The sequence below is a fragment of the Arthrobacter sp. 05N429 genome (assembly GCF_056397045.1).
Genome location: NZ_JBFTMQ010000001.1, coordinates 382432 through 399277, shown reverse-complemented (window position 1 = coordinate 399277; position 16846 = coordinate 382432). Strand labels below are relative to the sequence as shown.

Annotated in this window: 19 protein-coding genes; 16 read left to right on the top strand and 3 right to left on the bottom strand. The window is 63.4% G+C overall.

Annotation, left to right across the window (positions count from 1 at the left end):
• Window positions 1-83: 83 nt before the first annotated feature.
• Window positions 84-491 carry a large conductance mechanosensitive channel protein MscL gene (gene mscL / locus AC1DF4_RS01990; protein ID WP_476911301.1) on the top strand — a complete coding sequence of 136 codons (408 nt, stop codon included), beginning with the start codon at window positions 84-86 and terminating at the stop codon, window positions 489-491.
• 70 nt (window positions 492-561) lie between these two features.
• Here the strand turns inward: mscL and glmM are convergent, their stop codons facing one another.
• The 3 genes from glmM to rplM form a co-directional block, all read right to left on the bottom strand.
• Window positions 562-1923, bottom strand: a complete 1362-nt coding sequence (glmM, locus tag AC1DF4_RS01985; RefSeq protein WP_476911300.1) for a phosphoglucosamine mutase — start codon at window positions 1921-1923, stop codon at window positions 562-564.
• A 112-nt stretch (window positions 1924-2035) separates the two neighbouring features.
• Window positions 2036-2542 (bottom strand): 30S ribosomal protein S9, encoded by a 507-nt coding sequence (gene rpsI / locus AC1DF4_RS01980; RefSeq protein WP_120951090.1) that lies wholly within the window; start codon window positions 2540-2542, stop codon window positions 2036-2038.
• A 38-nt stretch (window positions 2543-2580) separates the two neighbouring features.
• Window positions 2581-3024 (bottom strand): 50S ribosomal protein L13, encoded by a 444-nt coding sequence (gene rplM / locus AC1DF4_RS01975; protein ID WP_056425332.1) that lies wholly within the window; start codon window positions 3022-3024, stop codon window positions 2581-2583.
• 293 nt (window positions 3025-3317) lie between these two features.
• On the opposite strand from rplM, the gene AC1DF4_RS01970 reads away from it, so the two are divergent.
• From AC1DF4_RS01970 to AC1DF4_RS01900, 15 genes are all read left to right on the top strand, one after another.
• Window positions 3318-3983, top strand: a complete 666-nt coding sequence (locus AC1DF4_RS01970) for a prepilin peptidase (protein WP_476911299.1) — start codon at window positions 3318-3320, stop codon at window positions 3981-3983.
• A 268-nt stretch (window positions 3984-4251) separates the two neighbouring features.
• Window positions 4252-4470, top strand: a complete 219-nt coding sequence (locus AC1DF4_RS01965; protein WP_476911298.1) for a Flp family type IVb pilin — start codon at window positions 4252-4254, stop codon at window positions 4468-4470.
• 110 nt (window positions 4471-4580) lie between these two features.
• Window positions 4581-4985: a TadE/TadG family type IV pilus assembly protein gene (locus AC1DF4_RS01960; RefSeq protein ID WP_476911297.1), complete on the top strand. Its 405-nt coding sequence runs from the start codon at window positions 4581-4583 to the stop codon at window positions 4983-4985.
• Window positions 4986-5065: 80 nt separating this feature from the next.
• Window positions 5066-5998: a pilus assembly protein TadG-related protein gene (locus AC1DF4_RS01955; protein WP_476911296.1), complete on the top strand. Its 933-nt coding sequence runs from the start codon at window positions 5066-5068 to the stop codon at window positions 5996-5998.
• A gap of 154 nt (window positions 5999-6152) precedes the next feature.
• Window positions 6153-6818: an RcpC/CpaB family pilus assembly protein gene (locus AC1DF4_RS01950; RefSeq protein WP_476911295.1), complete on the top strand. Its 666-nt coding sequence runs from the start codon at window positions 6153-6155 to the stop codon at window positions 6816-6818.
• Complete coding sequence (locus AC1DF4_RS01945; RefSeq protein WP_476911294.1) at window positions 6815-8020, top strand: CpaE/TadZ family protein; 1206 nt, start codon at window positions 6815-6817, stop codon at window positions 8018-8020. The genes AC1DF4_RS01950 and AC1DF4_RS01945 overlap by 4 nt, the downstream gene beginning before the upstream one ends.
• Window positions 8017-9495, top strand: coding sequence for a CpaF family protein (locus AC1DF4_RS01940; protein ID WP_476911293.1), 1479 nt, complete (start codon window positions 8017-8019; stop codon window positions 9493-9495). Before AC1DF4_RS01945 ends, AC1DF4_RS01940 begins: the two co-directional genes overlap by 4 nt.
• 2 nt (window positions 9496-9497) lie before the next feature.
• Window positions 9498-10448 carry a type II secretion system F family protein gene (locus tag AC1DF4_RS01935; RefSeq protein WP_476911292.1) on the top strand — a complete coding sequence of 317 codons (951 nt, stop codon included), beginning with the start codon at window positions 9498-9500 and terminating at the stop codon, window positions 10446-10448.
• Window positions 10449-10461: 13 nt separating this feature from the next.
• On the top strand, window positions 10462-11343 hold the full coding sequence (locus tag AC1DF4_RS01930; RefSeq protein ID WP_476911291.1) for a type II secretion system F family protein: 882 nt from the start codon (window positions 10462-10464) through the stop codon (window positions 11341-11343).
• Between the two features lie 252 nt (window positions 11344-11595).
• Window positions 11596-11832 carry a Flp family type IVb pilin gene (locus AC1DF4_RS01925; RefSeq protein WP_476911290.1) on the top strand — a complete coding sequence of 79 codons (237 nt, stop codon included), beginning with the start codon at window positions 11596-11598 and terminating at the stop codon, window positions 11830-11832.
• 107 nt (window positions 11833-11939) lie between these two features.
• A complete protein-coding gene (locus AC1DF4_RS01920) occupies window positions 11940-12314 on the top strand; it encodes a TadE/TadG family type IV pilus assembly protein (RefSeq protein WP_476911289.1) in 375 nt (124 codons plus the stop codon).
• Window positions 12302-13342, top strand: coding sequence for a pilus assembly protein TadG-related protein (locus AC1DF4_RS01915; protein WP_476911288.1), 1041 nt, complete (start codon window positions 12302-12304; stop codon window positions 13340-13342). The genes AC1DF4_RS01920 and AC1DF4_RS01915 overlap by 13 nt, the downstream gene beginning before the upstream one ends.
• Before the next feature lie 39 nt (window positions 13343-13381).
• Window positions 13382-14158: a Flp pilus assembly protein CpaB gene (cpaB, locus tag AC1DF4_RS01910; RefSeq protein ID WP_476911287.1), complete on the top strand. Its 777-nt coding sequence runs from the start codon at window positions 13382-13384 to the stop codon at window positions 14156-14158.
• Window positions 14155-15345 (top strand): CpaE/TadZ family protein, encoded by a 1191-nt coding sequence (locus tag AC1DF4_RS01905; protein WP_476911286.1) that lies wholly within the window; start codon window positions 14155-14157, stop codon window positions 15343-15345. The genes cpaB and AC1DF4_RS01905 overlap by 4 nt, the downstream gene beginning before the upstream one ends.
• Entirely contained in the window at window positions 15346-16845 is a 1500-nt protein-coding gene (locus AC1DF4_RS01900; RefSeq protein WP_476911285.1) for an ATPase, T2SS/T4P/T4SS family, read from the top strand.
• Window position 16846: the final 1 nt, after the last annotated feature.

Genomic DNA, 16846 nt, shown 5'->3' with positions numbered 1-16846 from the left:
CACGCGGCGCCACACACCGACACGGAGCCCGGAACTTACCTCCGAGACACAGGGTGCTCACGCGGCCGGGTTAGCTTGGGGACATGCTGACAGGATTCAAGAACTTCATACTCAAAGGCAACGTCATAGACCTTGCCGTCGCAGTCGTCATCGGCGCCGCGTTTGGCGCCGTGGTAACGGCACTCGTCCAAAGCGTCCTGATGCCGTTCATCTCAGGCCTGGTGGGCGCGCCCAACTTCGACAGCTTCGCCGTGGTCACCTTTAACGGCAATGACATTAAGTTCGGTGTGCTGCTCACGGCGATCGTCAACTTCCTCCTAGTCGCGGCCGCGATTTACTTCGTGGTGGTCGTGCCGATGAACCACATGATCGAACGGCGCAATCGCCGGCTTGGCATCAACCAGGAAGTCAAGGAGGAAGCGGCCGAGGATCCCCAGATCGCGCTGCTGACCGAAATCCGCGACGCCCTCCGCGCGGAGCGAACCCTTTAGCAGCACAAAACCGACAATGGCGCGTCCCCTTGGTGGGGGACGCGCCATTGTTGTTTAGTGATCGGACGACTCAGTCGGCGACGAGCTCCAGGGCCAGCTCGGTGCGGACCACCTGCGACAGGCGCTCGGCCACGGCTTGGGCGGTCTCCTGGGAGGCCGCCTCGACCATAACGCGCACCACCGGTTCCGTGCCGGAGGGGCGCAGGAGCACGCGGCCGGTATCGCCCAGCTCGGCCTCGGCGAGGGCTACCGCCTCAGCCACGGCTTCATCGCCCTTGACCCGGGTGCGGTCCACACCCTTGACGTTGATCAGGACCTGCGGAAGTTTGGTCATCACGGCAGCCAGTTCCTTCAGCGGACGGCCCGTGAGTGCTACCTGCGCCGCAATCTGCAGGCCGGTGAGAACTCCATCGCCCGTTGTGGCGTGGTCGGCGAAGATCACGTGGCCGGACTGCTCGCCGCCGAGGTTGAAGCCGCCTTCGCGCATCCCTTCCAGGACGTAGCGGTCGCCAACGCCGGTTTCGCGCAGGCTGATGCCGGCTTCGCGCAGGGCGATCTTGAGTCCGAGGTTGCTCATCACGGTCGCCACGAGGACGTCGTCCTTGAGCTTGCCGGAAGCTTTCAGTGCCACGGCGAGGATGGCCATGATCTCATCGCCGTCGACTTCGCCTCCTTCGTGGTCCACCGCAAGGCAGCGGTCCGCGTCGCCGTCGTGCGCAATGCCCAGATCGGCACCGTGCTGCAGGACCGCCTGCTTCAGCGGGCCCAGGTGGGTGGACCCGACGCCTTCGTTGATGTTGAGGCCGTCCGGTTCGGCTCCGATGACAATGACATCGGCGCCGGCATCCTTGAAGACCTGGGGGGAACAGCCGCTTGCCGCGCCGTGCGCGCAATCCAGCACAACCTTGAGTCCGTCCAGGCGGTGCGGGAGGGTGCCGAGCAGATGGACGATATAGCGGTCCTCGGCGTCGGAGAAGCGCTGGATCCGGCCCACCTCTCCCCCGACCGGGCGGAAGGGCTCCTTGCCGAGCTGTTCCTCGATGGCGTCTTCCACATCGTCAGGAAGCTTCTGGCCGCCGCGGGCAAAGAACTTGATGCCGTTGTCCGGGGCGGGGTTGTGCGAGGCGGAGATCATGACACCGAAGTCGGCGTCCAGGTCGGCCACGAGATAGGCCGCTGCCGGGGTCGGGAGCACGCCGGCGTCATACACGTCGATCCCGGAGCTTGAGAGCCCCGCTTCCACCGCAGCCGCAATGAACTCACCGCTCGCGCGGGGGTCGCGGGCTACCACGGCGCGCGGCCGCGTTGCGTTGGTATTGCGGTCGTGGCCAAGCACGACGGCGGCGGCCTGGGCCAGCTGCAACGCCAGCTCGGCCGTCAGCAGGCCGTTCGCCAATCCCCGGACACCATCTGTTCCAAATAATCTAGACATCGGGTCAAGTTTAGTCGATGTGCCGAGCAAGTCCGACTTTAACGCGAAAGCCCGCCCCGCCGAGTGGCGGAACGGGCCTTCGTGCAAGCGCAAGTGCGCTCGGAAGCGCTTTTTAGCGCTTGGAGTACTGCTGAGCCTTACGGGCCTTCTTGAGACCAGCCTTCTTGCGCTCGATGACGCGGGCGTCACGACGCAGGTAACCGGCCTTCTTCAGGGTGGCGCGGTTGTTTTCGGTGTCGATCTCGTTCAGCGAACGGGCAATGCCGAGGCGCAGGGCACCGGCCTGGCCGGAGATGCCGCCACCGTGGATGCGGGCAATGACGTCGTAGGCGCCATCAAGATCGAGGATCTTGAAGGGCTCGTTGACGTCCTGCTGGTGCAGCTTGTTCGGGAAGTAGTTGGCCAGCTCGCGGCCGTTGATGGTCCACTTGCCGGAGCCCGGTACAACGCGAACGCGGGCAACAGCTTCCTTGCGACGGCCAACTGCAGCGCCGGCAACGGTCAGGGCCGGGCGTTCCTTCTTGGGCGCTTCTGCTTCCGCAGGACCGCTTTCCGAGGTGTAGCTGGTCAGGTTTTCCTCAGCCACAACGGCCTCGGTGGTCTCTTCGTTCTGAGCCACGATTCTCCTTGTATAGATAAGTTGTTTGGTGGCCAGGACTACTGGGCGACCTGGGTGATTTCGAAAGTCTTGGGCTGCTGAGCGGCGTGGGGGTGCTCGGCACCCTTGTAGACCTTCAGCTTGCCCAGCTGCTGTGCAGCGAGGGAGTTCTTCGGGAGCATGCCCTTGATGGCCTTCTCCACGGCGCGGACCGGGTTGGATTCCAGGAGCTCCGCGTAGTTAACGGAGGTCAGGCCGCCCGGGTAACCGGAGTGGCGGTATGCGCGCTTCTGCTCCAGCTTGGCGCCGGTGAGGGCAACCTTTTCAGCGTTGATGATGATGACGAAGTCGCCCATGTCCATGTGGGACGCAAAGGTGGCCTTGTGCTTGCCGCGCAGCAGGATTGCGGTCTGGCTGGCAAGACGACCAAGGACAACGTCGGTGGCGTCAATGACGTGCCACTGGCGGTTGATATCGCCGGGCTTCGGGGTGTACGTACGCACGGTGTTTGCCTCGTTCTTGTTCTGGCGTTCTTGTTTTAGGCGTCACACGAAGGTGCACCTACTATCTATGCGCTACCGGAACAGAGGTGAGGGCTCCATGTAACCAGTCATCCTGAAGTCTCGAATGTGCTCGCTGGGTAGTCATCCTGCAACCGGATTCCCAAGCGGGCACGCATCATCGAGAAGGACACGCACAACGACTACCAAGAATAGCCGATGACGTGTCACTGGGTCAAAATGGGGTGTCCGGATGCATCTCGCCCGCCCCGGCCCGCCGCATCCCAGGAGGAACCGTGCTCGACACCGCCGCCGCTGGCTCCGCAACGCCACTGTTTATTGCCGGGATCGGGCTGGCCGGCGCGGTGCTGGGGCTACTGGTTGGACTGTTCACCCGCCGCGCCCTCCCCCAGCTGGCCGGCGATGCCTCCAGACGGGAGATGCTTACGACGGCGGGGGCCTCCTTTGCCCTCTCTGCCCTGCTCGCCTGGCGCTTCGGTAATACTGCGGACCTTCCCGCTTATGTATTACTCGGCATTCTCGCCGTTCCGTTAGCGCGCATCGATATCGTGCATCATTTACTGCCGAACCGGCTCGTTGGACCCCTGCTGGCGGCCGGCTTTGCCCTCCTGGGCTTCGCCGCACTGGTCTCGGGGGCCGCGGGCGACCTGCTTCGCGGAGCCGCGGGGTCCGCAATCTTGTTCTTTTTCTACCTATTTTTGGCCCTGACCAGCAAAAACGGCCTCGGAATGGGCGATGTGAAGCTCGCCGCGCCACTTGGACTGTACTTAGGCTACCTAGGCTGGTCGCAGCTCTTCTATGGCGGCGCCCTGGCCTTCGTCGCCGGCGGCCTCGCATCCGCCGTTCTCTTAGCAAAAAACCGCGGAAACAAGCCACGAGAGGTGGCCTACGGTCCGTCGATGCTGGCAGCAGGACTTGCCGTCATCCTGCTCCTTCGCTAACTCCTGCAACTCCTGTCACTTTCATGCTCATTAGTAAGCGTGCGTATCAAAACAGGTAGTTACTTAGGGGTCGCATTCCCGTACTGAGTACACCGGCAAAAGGCCTAGGTGTTTGCCCAATATTCCTTCCCAGAAGTCGAGTATCTCCCGGCATTGCAGGGCCGTTTGGGGCCGTGCAAATGTTGTCCCAACGGATCTCCAGCGAATTAGCAAAGGGGATTTTCTGGAACTCCGTCTCATACTCAAATCTCTGGAAAAGGAAAAAACAATGACTGGTCTCATGGTCTCAATGCTCGCTTTTGTCTCTGGCGTCAAGGACAAGTTCGCTTCCGAAAAGGGCGCCACCGCGACGGAATACTCGCTCCTGGTCGCGTTTATTGCCTTCATTGTTATCGGCGGCACATTCACCTTCGGCACGGCCCTCAGCCAGTGGTTCACCGATCTCGGCGCCGAAGTCGGCCGTTGGGACGCTCCCGTCCGACCGTAGCCCGCACTTCTCGTCTGGTCTCAGCAACACCCGGTGTGCCGCGTCCGTATCTCGCGGACGCGGCACATTTCGTTTCCATCCTCAGCTGCATCTATCCCTGGGGGGATCCAATGAAGCGCAGCAAGTCAAGGGCGCCCGCCGCGGGCGTTGAAGGGCGCGAGCGGGGGGCCGCCGCCGTCGAATTTGGTCTCGTGGCCCCCGTCCTCCTGCTCCTGATCGGCGGCATTGTCGAGTTCTCACATATGTACAACCTGCAGATCTCCGTCACCCAGGCTGCTCGCGTGGCCGCCAGGACGCTGGCCGTGGAACAAGACGAGACACTGGCTGCGGCGGCCGGCATAGCCGCGGCACCGGGACTCGACGCCGGATCCTTCGGTTTTGATTTCACCAGTGTCTGCACGGGAGTTCCCGGCAATGCTGCGGTCACTGTCACGTACACCGCCGGCGCTCTGACCGGGCTGCTGGGCGCGAGCCTGACTCTCGAAGGCGAAGGATCAATGCGATGCGGCGGCTGAGGCGGAGCAGCGACAAAGAGCGGGGCGCCACCGGAGTCCTGGTCGCCGTGATGACGCTTGTACTGATCGGAGCCGGGGCGATGGCTGTCGACGTCGGTCAGATTTATGCCGAACACGCACAACTCCAGAACGCGGCCGACGCCGGAGCCATGGCGGCCATGCAGCAGTGCCACACCACGCCGTCCGATTGCCCTGACCAGGCCCTGGCGTGGGCACAGGCAATGTCCGGTGGCAACTCCAACGACGGCGCCACCAACGTCGATTCGGTGGACCTCTCCGTTCCCAACCAGGTGACCGTCGTCACCTCCACTGTTAGCGGCTCCAACACCTTTCTCACCAAAATGTTCGCAAGTGCTCTCAATGCGCCACCGGCGACGGTCAGGGCAACCGCGACAGCCGCGGTCGAGCCCATTGGCGGAGCGACCGCCTTCCCCCTGGCCTTCTCGGACTGCCAGTACGACCTCTCCGGGGCCGAAGACACCGGCGACATCCAGTTGATCAAGTACAAGCCCGGCAGCGGAACGTGCACGTCTACTGCGGGCCATGTCATCCCCGGCGGTTTCGGTTGGCTTGATCAAACCGCCCCTTGCCAGGCCAGCACTTCTGCAGACGATATCGCGGGCAGCAATACTGGTGCCGACTATCCCAATACCCCGCCCGGCGGAGATGCCTGCGACGCCATCGTGACCGGTTGGAAGAACACGATCCTGGCCGGCGGCGACGTGGAGGGGACCTTCCCGGTCTACGACGAAGCGGGTGGCACCGGCACCAATGCCTGGTTCCACATCCGCGGCTACGCAACGTTCAGGATGATCGGCTGGCGGTTCACCGGCAGCAGCTCCATCCGGGTCTTCAGGTCCGGAGTGCCCGACGTAAGTGCAGCCAATGCCTGCGACAACCCTTGCCGCGGCATCATCGGGCAGTTCGTAAGATTTGAATCCATTGATTCCGCAGGCGGCCCCGTGGGGAGCGGACCGGATCTCGGATCCGTCAAAATTCGGCTCGTCAAATAGGTAATTTCTAAGGAGCTATAAAATGAAGACACGCCTGCTGGGAGGCATCGCCGCATTACTTGTGGCAATTATCGGAACTGTACTACTGGTCTCGTATGTTCAAAATGCAGAAAAACGCGCTTTGGCCGGGACGGAAACTGAAACAATCTACGTGGTGCAAAAGGCTATACCGGCCGGAGCTACCGCTGACGAGATTGCAGCATCGGTCATCAAGAAGTCCGTACCAAAGGTGGCGCTGGCCGAACAAACCGTTACGGACCTGTCCACCCTGGGTTCGAAGGTGGCGGCCGTCTCGCTGGTCCCGGGCGAACAACTGCTTTCCACCCGGATGGTCGAAGAGAAGTCCTACCTTGGCCCGTCGCGGATCCAGGTCCCGGCCGGGCTCCAGGAACTCACGCTCAAATTGCCGATCGAACGCGTCGCCGGCGGCAAAGTGACGGCCGGCGATACAGTAGGTGTCTTCCTGTCGCTGGAACAGGCCACCGACACCGGGGCGGACGGCCAGCCGGGAGCTAAATCGAGCAAGACACAGCTGAGCTTCCACAAGGTGCTCGTAACGGCGGCACAGTTCAGCAATGGATCGGCAGCGCAGACCGGCAATGCCGGCGCTGCGTCGGGAACCAGCCAGGTCTCCTCTACTTCCGGCACCACCAAGGCACAGACCGACGATACGTACCTCATCACCATCGCCAGGAACTCGGCGGATGCGGAGCGGATCGTTTTCGCGGCAGAGTTCGGCAAGGTCTACTTGTCCAAGGAACCGGGCGATGCAGTGGAAGAGGGAGCATCGTACGTGGACTCCTCAAGGTTGTTCCGATGAGCCGCTTCGTACTCATCACGCCCAACGGCGATTTTGAACGGCTCGTCCGCCTTGCGGTAGCCGGAATGCACGGATCACTCCAGGTCTTTCAGGTCGACTACCTTCCCGACGGTCCGGGGGATGTACTCCGCCAAATGGTCGGGGAGCCGCCCGAGGTGCTGATCTTGGGTCCGGGCATCTCCGTGGACGGTTCGCTGAAACTCGCGTCGGTGGTTGACCTTCAGTATCCCGAGATCAGTGTCATTTTGGCCGCGCTGTCCACGCCGGAAACGGTCTTGCAGGCGATGCGGGCTGGTGTCCGCGACCTTTTGGACCCGGGGGCTGACCCGGACACCATCCGCGTCATGCTGGAACGGGCAAGCCTGGCTGCGGCAGGAAGGCGTCGGGGACTCGCCCCCCAAACTTCCGAGCATGTGGACAATGACGCCCTCGGTCGGATCATCGCCGTGATGTCGCCGAAGGGCGGTGTCGGCAAGACGACGGTGGCCACCAACCTCGCGGTGGGGCTCGGTAAGACGGCCCCCATGAGCGTCGTCATTGTCGATCTCGATCTGCAATTCGGTGACGTGGCCAGCGGGTTGCTGCTGGAGCCGGAGTTCACCATCACTGACGCGGTACTGGGTGCCGCCAGCCAGGATTCGATGGTCCTCAAGACCTATTTGACGGTCCACCCGGCCGGGATCTACGCCTTGTGCGCACCGCGTTCCCCGGTGGAGATGGACCGGATCACCGCCGCGCACGTCTCCCATCTGCTGGAACAGCTTCGGCAGGAGTTCCGCTACATCGTGGTGGACACAGCGCCGGGCCTCGGCGAGCACGTCCTGGCCACGCTCGAACAAGCCACGGACGCTGTTTGGATCTGCGGCATGGATGTTCCGAGCATCAGGGGAATCCGGACGGGCTTCCAGATCCTGGAGGAGCTGGCATTGGTACCGGAGCGACGCCACATCGTGTTGAACATGGCGGACCGTCGGGCAGGACTGAGTTTGAAGGACGTTGAGGCCACGATCGGGGCGCCGGTTGACGTGGTCTTGCCACGTTCCAAGAACCTCCCGTTCTCCACGAACAAAGGCGTTCCCGTGCTCCAGGAGGGCAACCGGGATCCTGCCTCCAGGGGTCTTCGCCAACTGGTCGACCGGTTCAAGCCCGATTGGGCCGCCAGACCGCACAAGCAACTGCACAGAAGGGCGGTATTCCAGTGAGCCTCACAGACCGATTCCAGCAATTGCGCGGGGGCACCCAGCCCGCTCCAAACCTGGACAAAGCACCGGCAGAGTCGGACGTTGCCCCGCTCCCGGCCGCCCCCGCCACCCTTGGCCGGATTCTGGAAGCCAAGACGGCAGCCGAGCTGCAGACCGATTCCGTCGAGGTCCAGCAAACAGCGTCCGTCGCCAGCGAAGCACTCAACGCCCTCAAGGAACGTGCCAGCCAGGCGCTCTTTGAGCGGCTCGGCGGCCGGATCACCGACTCGTCCATCGAGGAGGCAGAACTGCATCAGTCGGTGAAGGACGAACTGAAAGTGGTTCTCGAGGAGGAACAGATCCCCCTCACGCCACTGGAACGGCAACGCCTCATCCGCGAAATCACCGACGACGTCCTTGGCCACGGACCGATCCAGCGGTTCCTGGACGACCCGGCCGTCACAGAGATTATGGTCAACCGTTTTGATCAGGTCTACGTGGAGCGCGCAGGCCAGCTCCACCTGACGGATACAAAGTTCACTTCGGACGAAGCGCTGCGTCGGGTCATCGAACGGATTGTTTCGCGCATAGGACGGCGCATCGACGAGTCCTCACCACTTGTCGACGCCCGCCTCGCCGACGGCTCCCGCGTCAACGCCATCATCCCGCCCCTCGCCGTGAATGGTCCCGCATTGACGATCCGGAAATTCGGCCGGGATCCATTGACGGTGCAAAACCTGATCAGTATGGGCAGCCTCTCCCCCGAGATGGCCGAACTGCTCCAGGCCTGCGTGCTGGCCCGGATGAACATCATCGTTTCCGGCGGCACCGGCACCGGCAAGACAACCCTGCTGAATGTTCTGTCCTCGTTCATCCCGGCCACCGACCGGATTGTGACCATCGAGGACGCCGTCGAACTCCAGCTTCAACAGGACCACGTGGTCCGGCTGGAGAGCCGGCCGCAGAACATCGAGGGCAAGGGCGAGGTTTCCATCCGGGACCTCGTGCGCAACTCGCTGCGTATGCGGCCGGACAGGATCGTGGTGGGCGAGGTCCGCGGCGGCGAGTGTCTTGACATGCTGCAGGCCATGAACACCGGCCACGACGGCTCCATCTCGACAGTGCACGCAAACTCGCCCCGGGACGCCATCGCCAGGCTGGAAACGCTCGTTCTGATGGCCGGCATGGACCTTCCGCTGCGGGCCGTCCGGGAGCAGGTCGCCTCGGCGGTGAACCTGATCGTCCACATTTCGAGGCTCCGCGACGGCACCCGTCGCGTCACCCACATTACCGAGGTCCAAGGCATGGAAGGAGACATCGTCACGCTCCAGGATGCCTTCGTCTTTGACTATTCGGCGGGACTCGACGAGAACGGACGTTTCCTCGGCAAGCCCGTACCCACCGGAGTCCGCCCGCGGTTCACGGACCGATTTGTCGAACTCGGGATCGCGATCTCGCCGACCGTGTTCGGCGCACAGCCCGTCAGGGGGCGGTAGCCGTGTTGCCCGAGTTGTCACCCCTGGCCTTCGTGGCCGGCCTGCTGCTGGTCTACGCGGCACTCGCAATCGCTGTCTCCGTCGTCTTCAAATCCCGGCAGGTGGAGCTCTCCCGCCGCCGGCCAGACGACGTCGAGGTGCACTCCTCGAACCTGACCAAGCTCACGGACCAAGCGGTTCAGACCCTCAACAAGGGTGTCCGGCGCAATGGCTCGGGGCTCCTCAGCCGGGAGAAGCTCGAAGAGGCCGGCCTTAAGAAGCAGCCCGGTGACTACATGCTGATGGGCGGCGCCGTAATCTTTGTCGGTGCTGTCTTGGGCTTCTTGCTGGGCGGTCCGGGCATGGCGGTGGTCATGCTGGCCCTCACTCCCGTCGCGCTCATTCTGTTTATTAATCTGCTGGTCGACCGTCGGCGGAAGAAGTTTGACGAACAGGTTCCGGATACCCTGCAAATGTTCGCCGGTGGCCTTCGCGCCGGACACAGCCTTCTTCGCTCGGTCGACGCTGCTGCCCAGGAGAACGACGCTCCCATGGCAGAAGAGCTGAACCGGGTGGTCAATGAGACCAGGATCGGCCGGGACCTCGGTGAGTCCCTCAACGAGGTCGCCCGCCGGGCCGCCAATGAAGACTTCGCCTCGATCTCCCGCGCTATCGAAATCCACCGGGAAGTCGGCGGGGATCTCGCGCAAGTCTTGGACAATGTCGGCGAGACCATCCGGGATCGTAACCAGCTCCGGGGACAGGTCAGGGCCCTCAGCGCTGAAGGACGGATATCCGCCCTGGTCCTCATGGCGCTTCCGGTTGTGATGTTCACGTGCCTGACGCTGTTCAACCCGCTCTACCAGAAAGTGTTTCTCACTACGATCCCTGGTTACGTCATGATTGCGGCCGCCTTGATCTTCTTGGCAGTAGGCGGATTCTGGCTCAGCCGGCTCATTAAGCCCAAGTTCTGAGAAGGAGTTACAAGTGCAAATCATTGCCTACGCGGCCATCCTGGCGGTCGTCCTCCCTATCTCGGTCATGACGTGGCTAGCGTTCACGGGAGATCGTGCGGGCCTAAAAAACGTCCAGTCGAATCTGGGTCGGCTTACGAGTTCTGGTGGATCCACTCTCAGCGCCAACGAACACCTCGCAGCTTTGTCCAAGAAGGCAATGCCGCAAGGGTATGCCGCCTGGTTGGACAAGCAACTCGCCGGTGCCGGTCGACCCAAAGCCTGGCCGTTGGCTCGGGTCATCATGGTCAAGCCGTTGCTAGCCTTGGCCGGAGCCGTGATGGGCATCCTGGTTGTTGCCTCAGGACCTACGCCCCCGAAGGTGCTGCTGATGGTGGGCATCACAGCTTTCACCTACTTCGTGCCGGACATTCTGATCCGGAACTACGCGCAAAAGCGACGTGAGGCCATCAAACTCGAACTCCCGAACACCCTGGATCAGATGCTGATTTCAGTGCAGGCTGGTCTCGGCTTTGAATCAGCAATGGCACGGGCGGGGAAAAACGGCGTCGGGCCGCTCGCCGACGAGTTGATCAGAACCCTTCAAGACATCCAGGTCGGCCGTTCCCGAAAGGAGGCCTATCTGGCCATGGCCCAGCGCGTCGACGTTCCTGATCTGCGGTCTTTCGTCCGAGCTGTCGTCCAAGCAGATAGTTACGGCATCGCGATCGCCAACGTGCTCGAGTCACAAGCAAGGGTTATGCGCGTCAAGCGTCGCCAGCGGGCGGAAGAGCACGCCATGAAAATGCCGGTCAAAATGCTCTTCCCTCTCATCTTCTCGATCCTTCCGGCGCTCTTCGTTGTTGTACTCGGACCGACGGTAATGAGCATCATGGAGGTCTTCGCCAATCAATAGCTGACAGTCTCAATACAGTCAGCCCCCACAGACCGGACCCCCTTGGACCCCAGAGCCGAGGGGGTCCTCTGGCGCGCCGGCCCATTCCGCAACCACCCAGCGCAGAATCTGCGCAGGGAACGTACAGGGAACGTGCAGTTTGGGAAGCCTTGGCACAGGATACGTCCACGTCGAATCGTCGGCGTGTCGCTCGTTGCTAAGTTCCTCTCAGTGCTGGTGCAGGGCCAGCCCCAACTCGCTCAGGAGTCACCCATGCGTTCCTTTTTCTCCAACCTCGCAACCCGCCTTCGCCGCGACCAGCGCGGCGCCACCGCCGTCGAATACGGCATTATGGTCTCCCTCATTGCCGTCGTGATCATCGTCGCCGTCACACTGCTCGGCGGCACCTTGAAGGACACCTTCAACAACGTGGGATGTTCTGTTCAGGGTGGCAAGGTCTATTCGGCCGCGGCCGACAGTGGCAAGGGTGGCTGCGTCGCCGCCCCGTAGCGTGCGATTAAATCCGAAAGTCAGGGTTGGGGAAGGCTCCGGCCTTCCCCAACCCTGGCTGTCTTACAGGCGCCGAGAAACCAGCAACTCAAGGAAGGCGGTCCCCCATGTCCCAGGCAAAGGAGCGGGGTGCCGTCGCGGTGGAGTTCGCCCTCCTCGTTCCCGTCCTGGTGATGCTACTGCTGGGCATCACTGAATTCGGCAGGGCCTACAACGTTCAGAGCTCCCTCTCCAGCGCAGCCCGCGAAGGCGTTCGAGTCATGGCGATCGGCAACAACCCAACGGCGGCCCGGGCTGCGGCGAAGAACGCAGCCGTTTCAGTGCAACCCGCGCTGAGCGACGCCAACATCACCTTCAGCCCCGCAACATGCGCCCCCGGTGCCCAGATGACGCTAAAGATCACCTACAACTTGTCCACCATGACGGGAATCGCGGGTCCGTTTGCCATGGAAGGCAAAGGGGTGATGCTGTGCAACGGCTGAAGCCTGGGCCTGAGGCCGGCGAGCGCGGGGCCGTCAGTGTACTGATCGCGATTCTTATGGTGACTCTGCTGGGATTCACGGCCATGGCCGTCGACGTCGGCATGCTGTACGCCGAGCGGACTCAGCTCCGCAACGGAGCCGACGCAGCGGCCTTTGCCATCGCCCAGAAGTGCGCCCGCGACGTCAACAACAGCGACTGCTCAACGACGTCCGCCCTAGCCCGCAGCCTCGCCAACAACAACGCCGTCGACGGGGCCAGCCACATCAAAGCCGTCGTCCTCGATAAGACAGCCGGCACCGTCACAGTTACGGCCGGAGCGCAGGAAGCCGGCAAGGAGCCTAACCGGGTATCGCTGTTCTTCGCCCGGGCCATGGGCTTCAACGATGCCGAGGTCACTGCGAACGCCACCGTGCGGTGGGGCCAACCAGTGGCAGGGCCGCTGCCGTTTCCCCTTGCCTTCTCTGTTTGTCAGGTCAGATACCGCGTGGGCGGCGGCCTTCAGCAGCTGCAGAGCCACGGCGACGACGCGAACCCCGACTGTCTATATGGACCCTCCGGAGCCCCCGTTCCGGGAGGCTTCGGGTGGCTGACGAGCAGTCCGGGCGTGTGCGGCGGCCTCATTGACATCAAAGCAGGCGACGCCAGCAGCAGTTCCGGCAACAGCTACCCAGGCACCGTGTGCGACAGCGTCCTGCAGAAATGGGCGGCGGACATCACCGCCGGTAAAGACGTCATCGCCCTGCTGCCGGTTTTCGACAGAGTGACAGGGACAGGGGCCAACGCCAAGTACAAGCTCACGTCCTTTGCCGCATTCAACGTCAAGGGATGGAAGTTCAGTGGCACTGACAACGATCTGCCGAAATCCTTCCACCATACGAGTCCCACCGTGCCCAGTTCCGTCGCCTGCACCAACAACTGCCGAGGCATCATCGGCAGTTTTATCGAGTATGTGTCGCTGGCCGACGGCTACACCTACGGAGTGACCACGGAGGACTCCGGCACCGACATCGTGCGCCTCACCCAATAGTTTCAGCACACCGCAGATCCCTAAGTACAGGAGCAGTCTTTGAAGTCACGCTTGTTGGCCGGCGTCGCCGCCCTCGTCCTGGCGATCCTTGGGGCGTTGCTTGTGGTCAGCTACGCGCAGGGCGCCGATACCAGGGCGGTCCAGAGACTGGACCCGGTCACCGTCCTCGTGGTGCAGAAAGCCGTGCCCGCCGGTACCTCGGTGGCAGCTTTGGCAGCCTTCGTGGCGAGCGAAGAACTTCCCGGAAAGGCTGTCACCAAGTCTTCGCTGAAGAACCTCGACGGCCTGGCCGAAAAGGTCACCGCCGTCGAACTGCTCCCCGGCGAGCAACTGGTCGCGGAACGGTTGATCGCGCCGGAGGAGCTCAAGGCGAGCGGGTCCGTGGACGTTCCGGAGGGCCTGCAGGAAATCTCATTCCAGCTGGAGCCGCAGCGCGTTGTCGGCGGCAGGATCGCACCGGGTGACCGCGTCGGCATCTTTATCAACTTGAAGGGCGGTGGCCTCGACGCCAAGCCTGAACAGCAGACAACCCAGCTCTCCATCCACAAGGTCCTCGTGACCGCCGTGCAACGGGCGCCTGTTGCCACGCCCTCGCCGCAGCCTTCGGCAGACGGCTCGGCACCCCCGGCGGAGGACATGTCCCTCCCTACCGGGTCCCTGATGCTCACCGTTGCAGTGAACGACGTGGATGCCACAAAAATCATCTACGCATCCGAGTTCTCCGATACCGCCAGCCTCTGGCTGAGCAAGGAGCCGCTCAACGCCACGGACAGCGGCAAGCCTGGAATCATGACAAAACCGGAGGTCTACAAGTGAGCCGCTTTGTCCTCATCACCCCCAACACCGACTTCGACTCCCGCGTCCGGCAGGCCCTGGCCGGCGGGCTCCCGGGCGGGCTCCAGACCTTCGCCTTCGTCAACCCCTCCGATCCCGGCGAACTGTTCGCCAATCTCAACCAGGAACGCCCCGAGGTGCTCATCTTGGGACCGGACATCCCGGTCGAGGATGCCCTGCGGCTCGCCACGGTCTTCGATGTGCAACTGCCGGAGCTGAGCGTGGTCCTGGTCGGCGAGCCGGATCCGGCCTTCGTCCTGCTCGCCATGCGTGCCGGCATCCGGGACATCCTCGGCCCGGAGTCGGATCCGGCCCAGATCCGCATGCTGTTGGAACGCGCCTGCCAGTCCTACGCGAGCCGGAGCCGGACCTCAGCCGTCCAGCAGTCCGAAGGCCCCAAAGGGCTGGTCATCGGCGTCTTCTCCCCCAAGGGCGGCGTCGGCAAGACCACCATCGCCACCAACATCGCTATCGGGCTGGGCAAGGTCGCCCCGATGGGCGTCGTCATCGTCGACCTGGATCTGCAGTTCGGGGACGTGGCGTCCGGCCTCTACCTGAACCCGGAGCACACCGTCACGGACGCGGTCTCCGCCGCCGCCAGCCACGACTCCCTCGTGCTCAAGGCGTTCCTGACCGTCCACGCCGGCAACATCTATGCCCTCTGCGCCCCGCGAAGCCCGGAGGAAGCCGACGACATCACCCCGCAACAGGTCTCCCGGCTGCTGGAACAACTCGCGGAACAGTTCCAGTACGTCGTCGTGGACACCGCCCCCGGCCTGCCCGAAGTCGGCCTGGCCGCCATGGAGCAGTGCACCGACGTCGTCTGGGTCACGGCCATGGACGTCCCGAGCATCCGCGGCCTCCGCTCCGGCCTCGGAATCCTCCGCCGCCTGGACCTGCTGCCGGAAACCCGCCACGTGGTCCTGAACATGGCCGATGGCAAGTCCGGCCTCAGCGTCCAGGACGTGGAGGCCACCATCGGCGCCCCCGTGGATGTCAGCATCCCCCGCTCCAAAGCCGTGGCATTCTCCACCAACCGCGGCATCCCGGTGCTGCAGGACGGCCGCAAGGACCCTGCCATCAAGGGACTCAGGCAACTTGTGGCCAGGTTCGATCCCGCGTGGCGCGCCACTGCGCAGAAGAAGCTGCACCGCCGGGTGGTGGTCTAAGTGAAGCTCTCCGAACGGCTCCGCACCGCCGAAGGCACACAGGCTCCGGCCGGTACTCCGGCCCCGAATCCGGCGCCGGCCCAGCCGCTTTCCCGGACTGAGCCGACGCCGGCCCCTGCCCCCGCCGTCGAACTCCGCAAGCCCGCCATCAAGGCTCCACCGACTTTCACCGAACCGGCGGACACTTACCGGTCCAAGACCCAGCAGCCCGTCGACGTTTTCGCGGCCCTCAAGCAACGCGCCGCGACCGCCCTCTTCGAACGGATGGGAACCCGGTTCAACGACACGGCCGTCAAGGAGGACGAGCTGCGCACCTCCGCCAGGGAGGAGCTGATCCGGATCATCGACGCCGAACAGGTCCCGCTGTCGTCCGAAGAACGCTCCCGCCTCGTCCAGGACGTCGCCGATGATGTGCTCGGCTACGGCCCCCTGCAGCGCCTCCTGGACGATCCCGCCGTCACGGAAATCATGGTCAACTGCATGGACCAGATCTACGTCGAGCGGCACGGCAAGCTGACACTGACCGAGTCGCGCTTCAGCTCCGAAGACCACCTGCGGAAAGTTATTGAGCGGATCGTCTCCAAGGTGGGCCGCCGCATCGACGAGTCCTCCCCTCTGGTGGACGCCCGCCTCGAGGACGGTTCCCGCGTCAACGCCGTCATCCCCCCGCTCGCAGTGGGCGGTTCCTCGCTGACCATTCGAAAATTCAGCAAAGTGCCGCTGACCGTCCGGAACCTCATCGAGTTCGGCACGCTGACACCGGAAATGGCCGAACTCTTGAACGCCTGCGTCAAGGCGAAGCTGAACATCATCGTCTCCGGCGGCACCGGCACCGGCAAAACGACGCTGCTCAACGTGCTTTCCTCCTTCCTGCCCGACGACGAGCGGATCGTGACCATCGAGGACGCCGTGGAACTGCAGATCCAGCAGCGCCACGTGGTCCGGCTCGAAAGCCGCCCGCCCAACACCGAAGGCAAGGGCGAAGTGACCATCCGGGAGCTGCTGCGCAACTCGTTGCGTATGCGGCCGGACCGGATTGTGGTGGGCGAGGTCCGCGGCGGTGAATCGCTGGACATGCTCCAGGCCATGAACACCGGCCACGACGGGTCCCTTTCCACGGTCCACTCAAACTCGCCCCGCGACGCCGTCGCACGTCTGGAAACCCTCGTGCTGATGGCCGGCATGGACCTGCCACTGCGGGCGATCCGGGAACAGATCGCCTCGGCCGTCAACCTGATTGTCCAGATCTCACGCCTCCGCGACGGCACCCGCCGGATCACCCACGTCACTGAAGTCCAGGGCATGGAAGGTGACATCGTCACGCTGCAGGACGCGTTCGTCTTCGACTATTCGGCTGGCGTCGACGCCCACGGCCGTTTTTTGGGCAAACCGGTGCCCACCGGAATCCGTCCCCGCTTTATTGACCGGTTCGAGGATTTGGGCATCTACGTCTCCCCCGGCGTCTTTGCGGCCCCGCTGACCGCCGCCGGAAGGGTGTGAA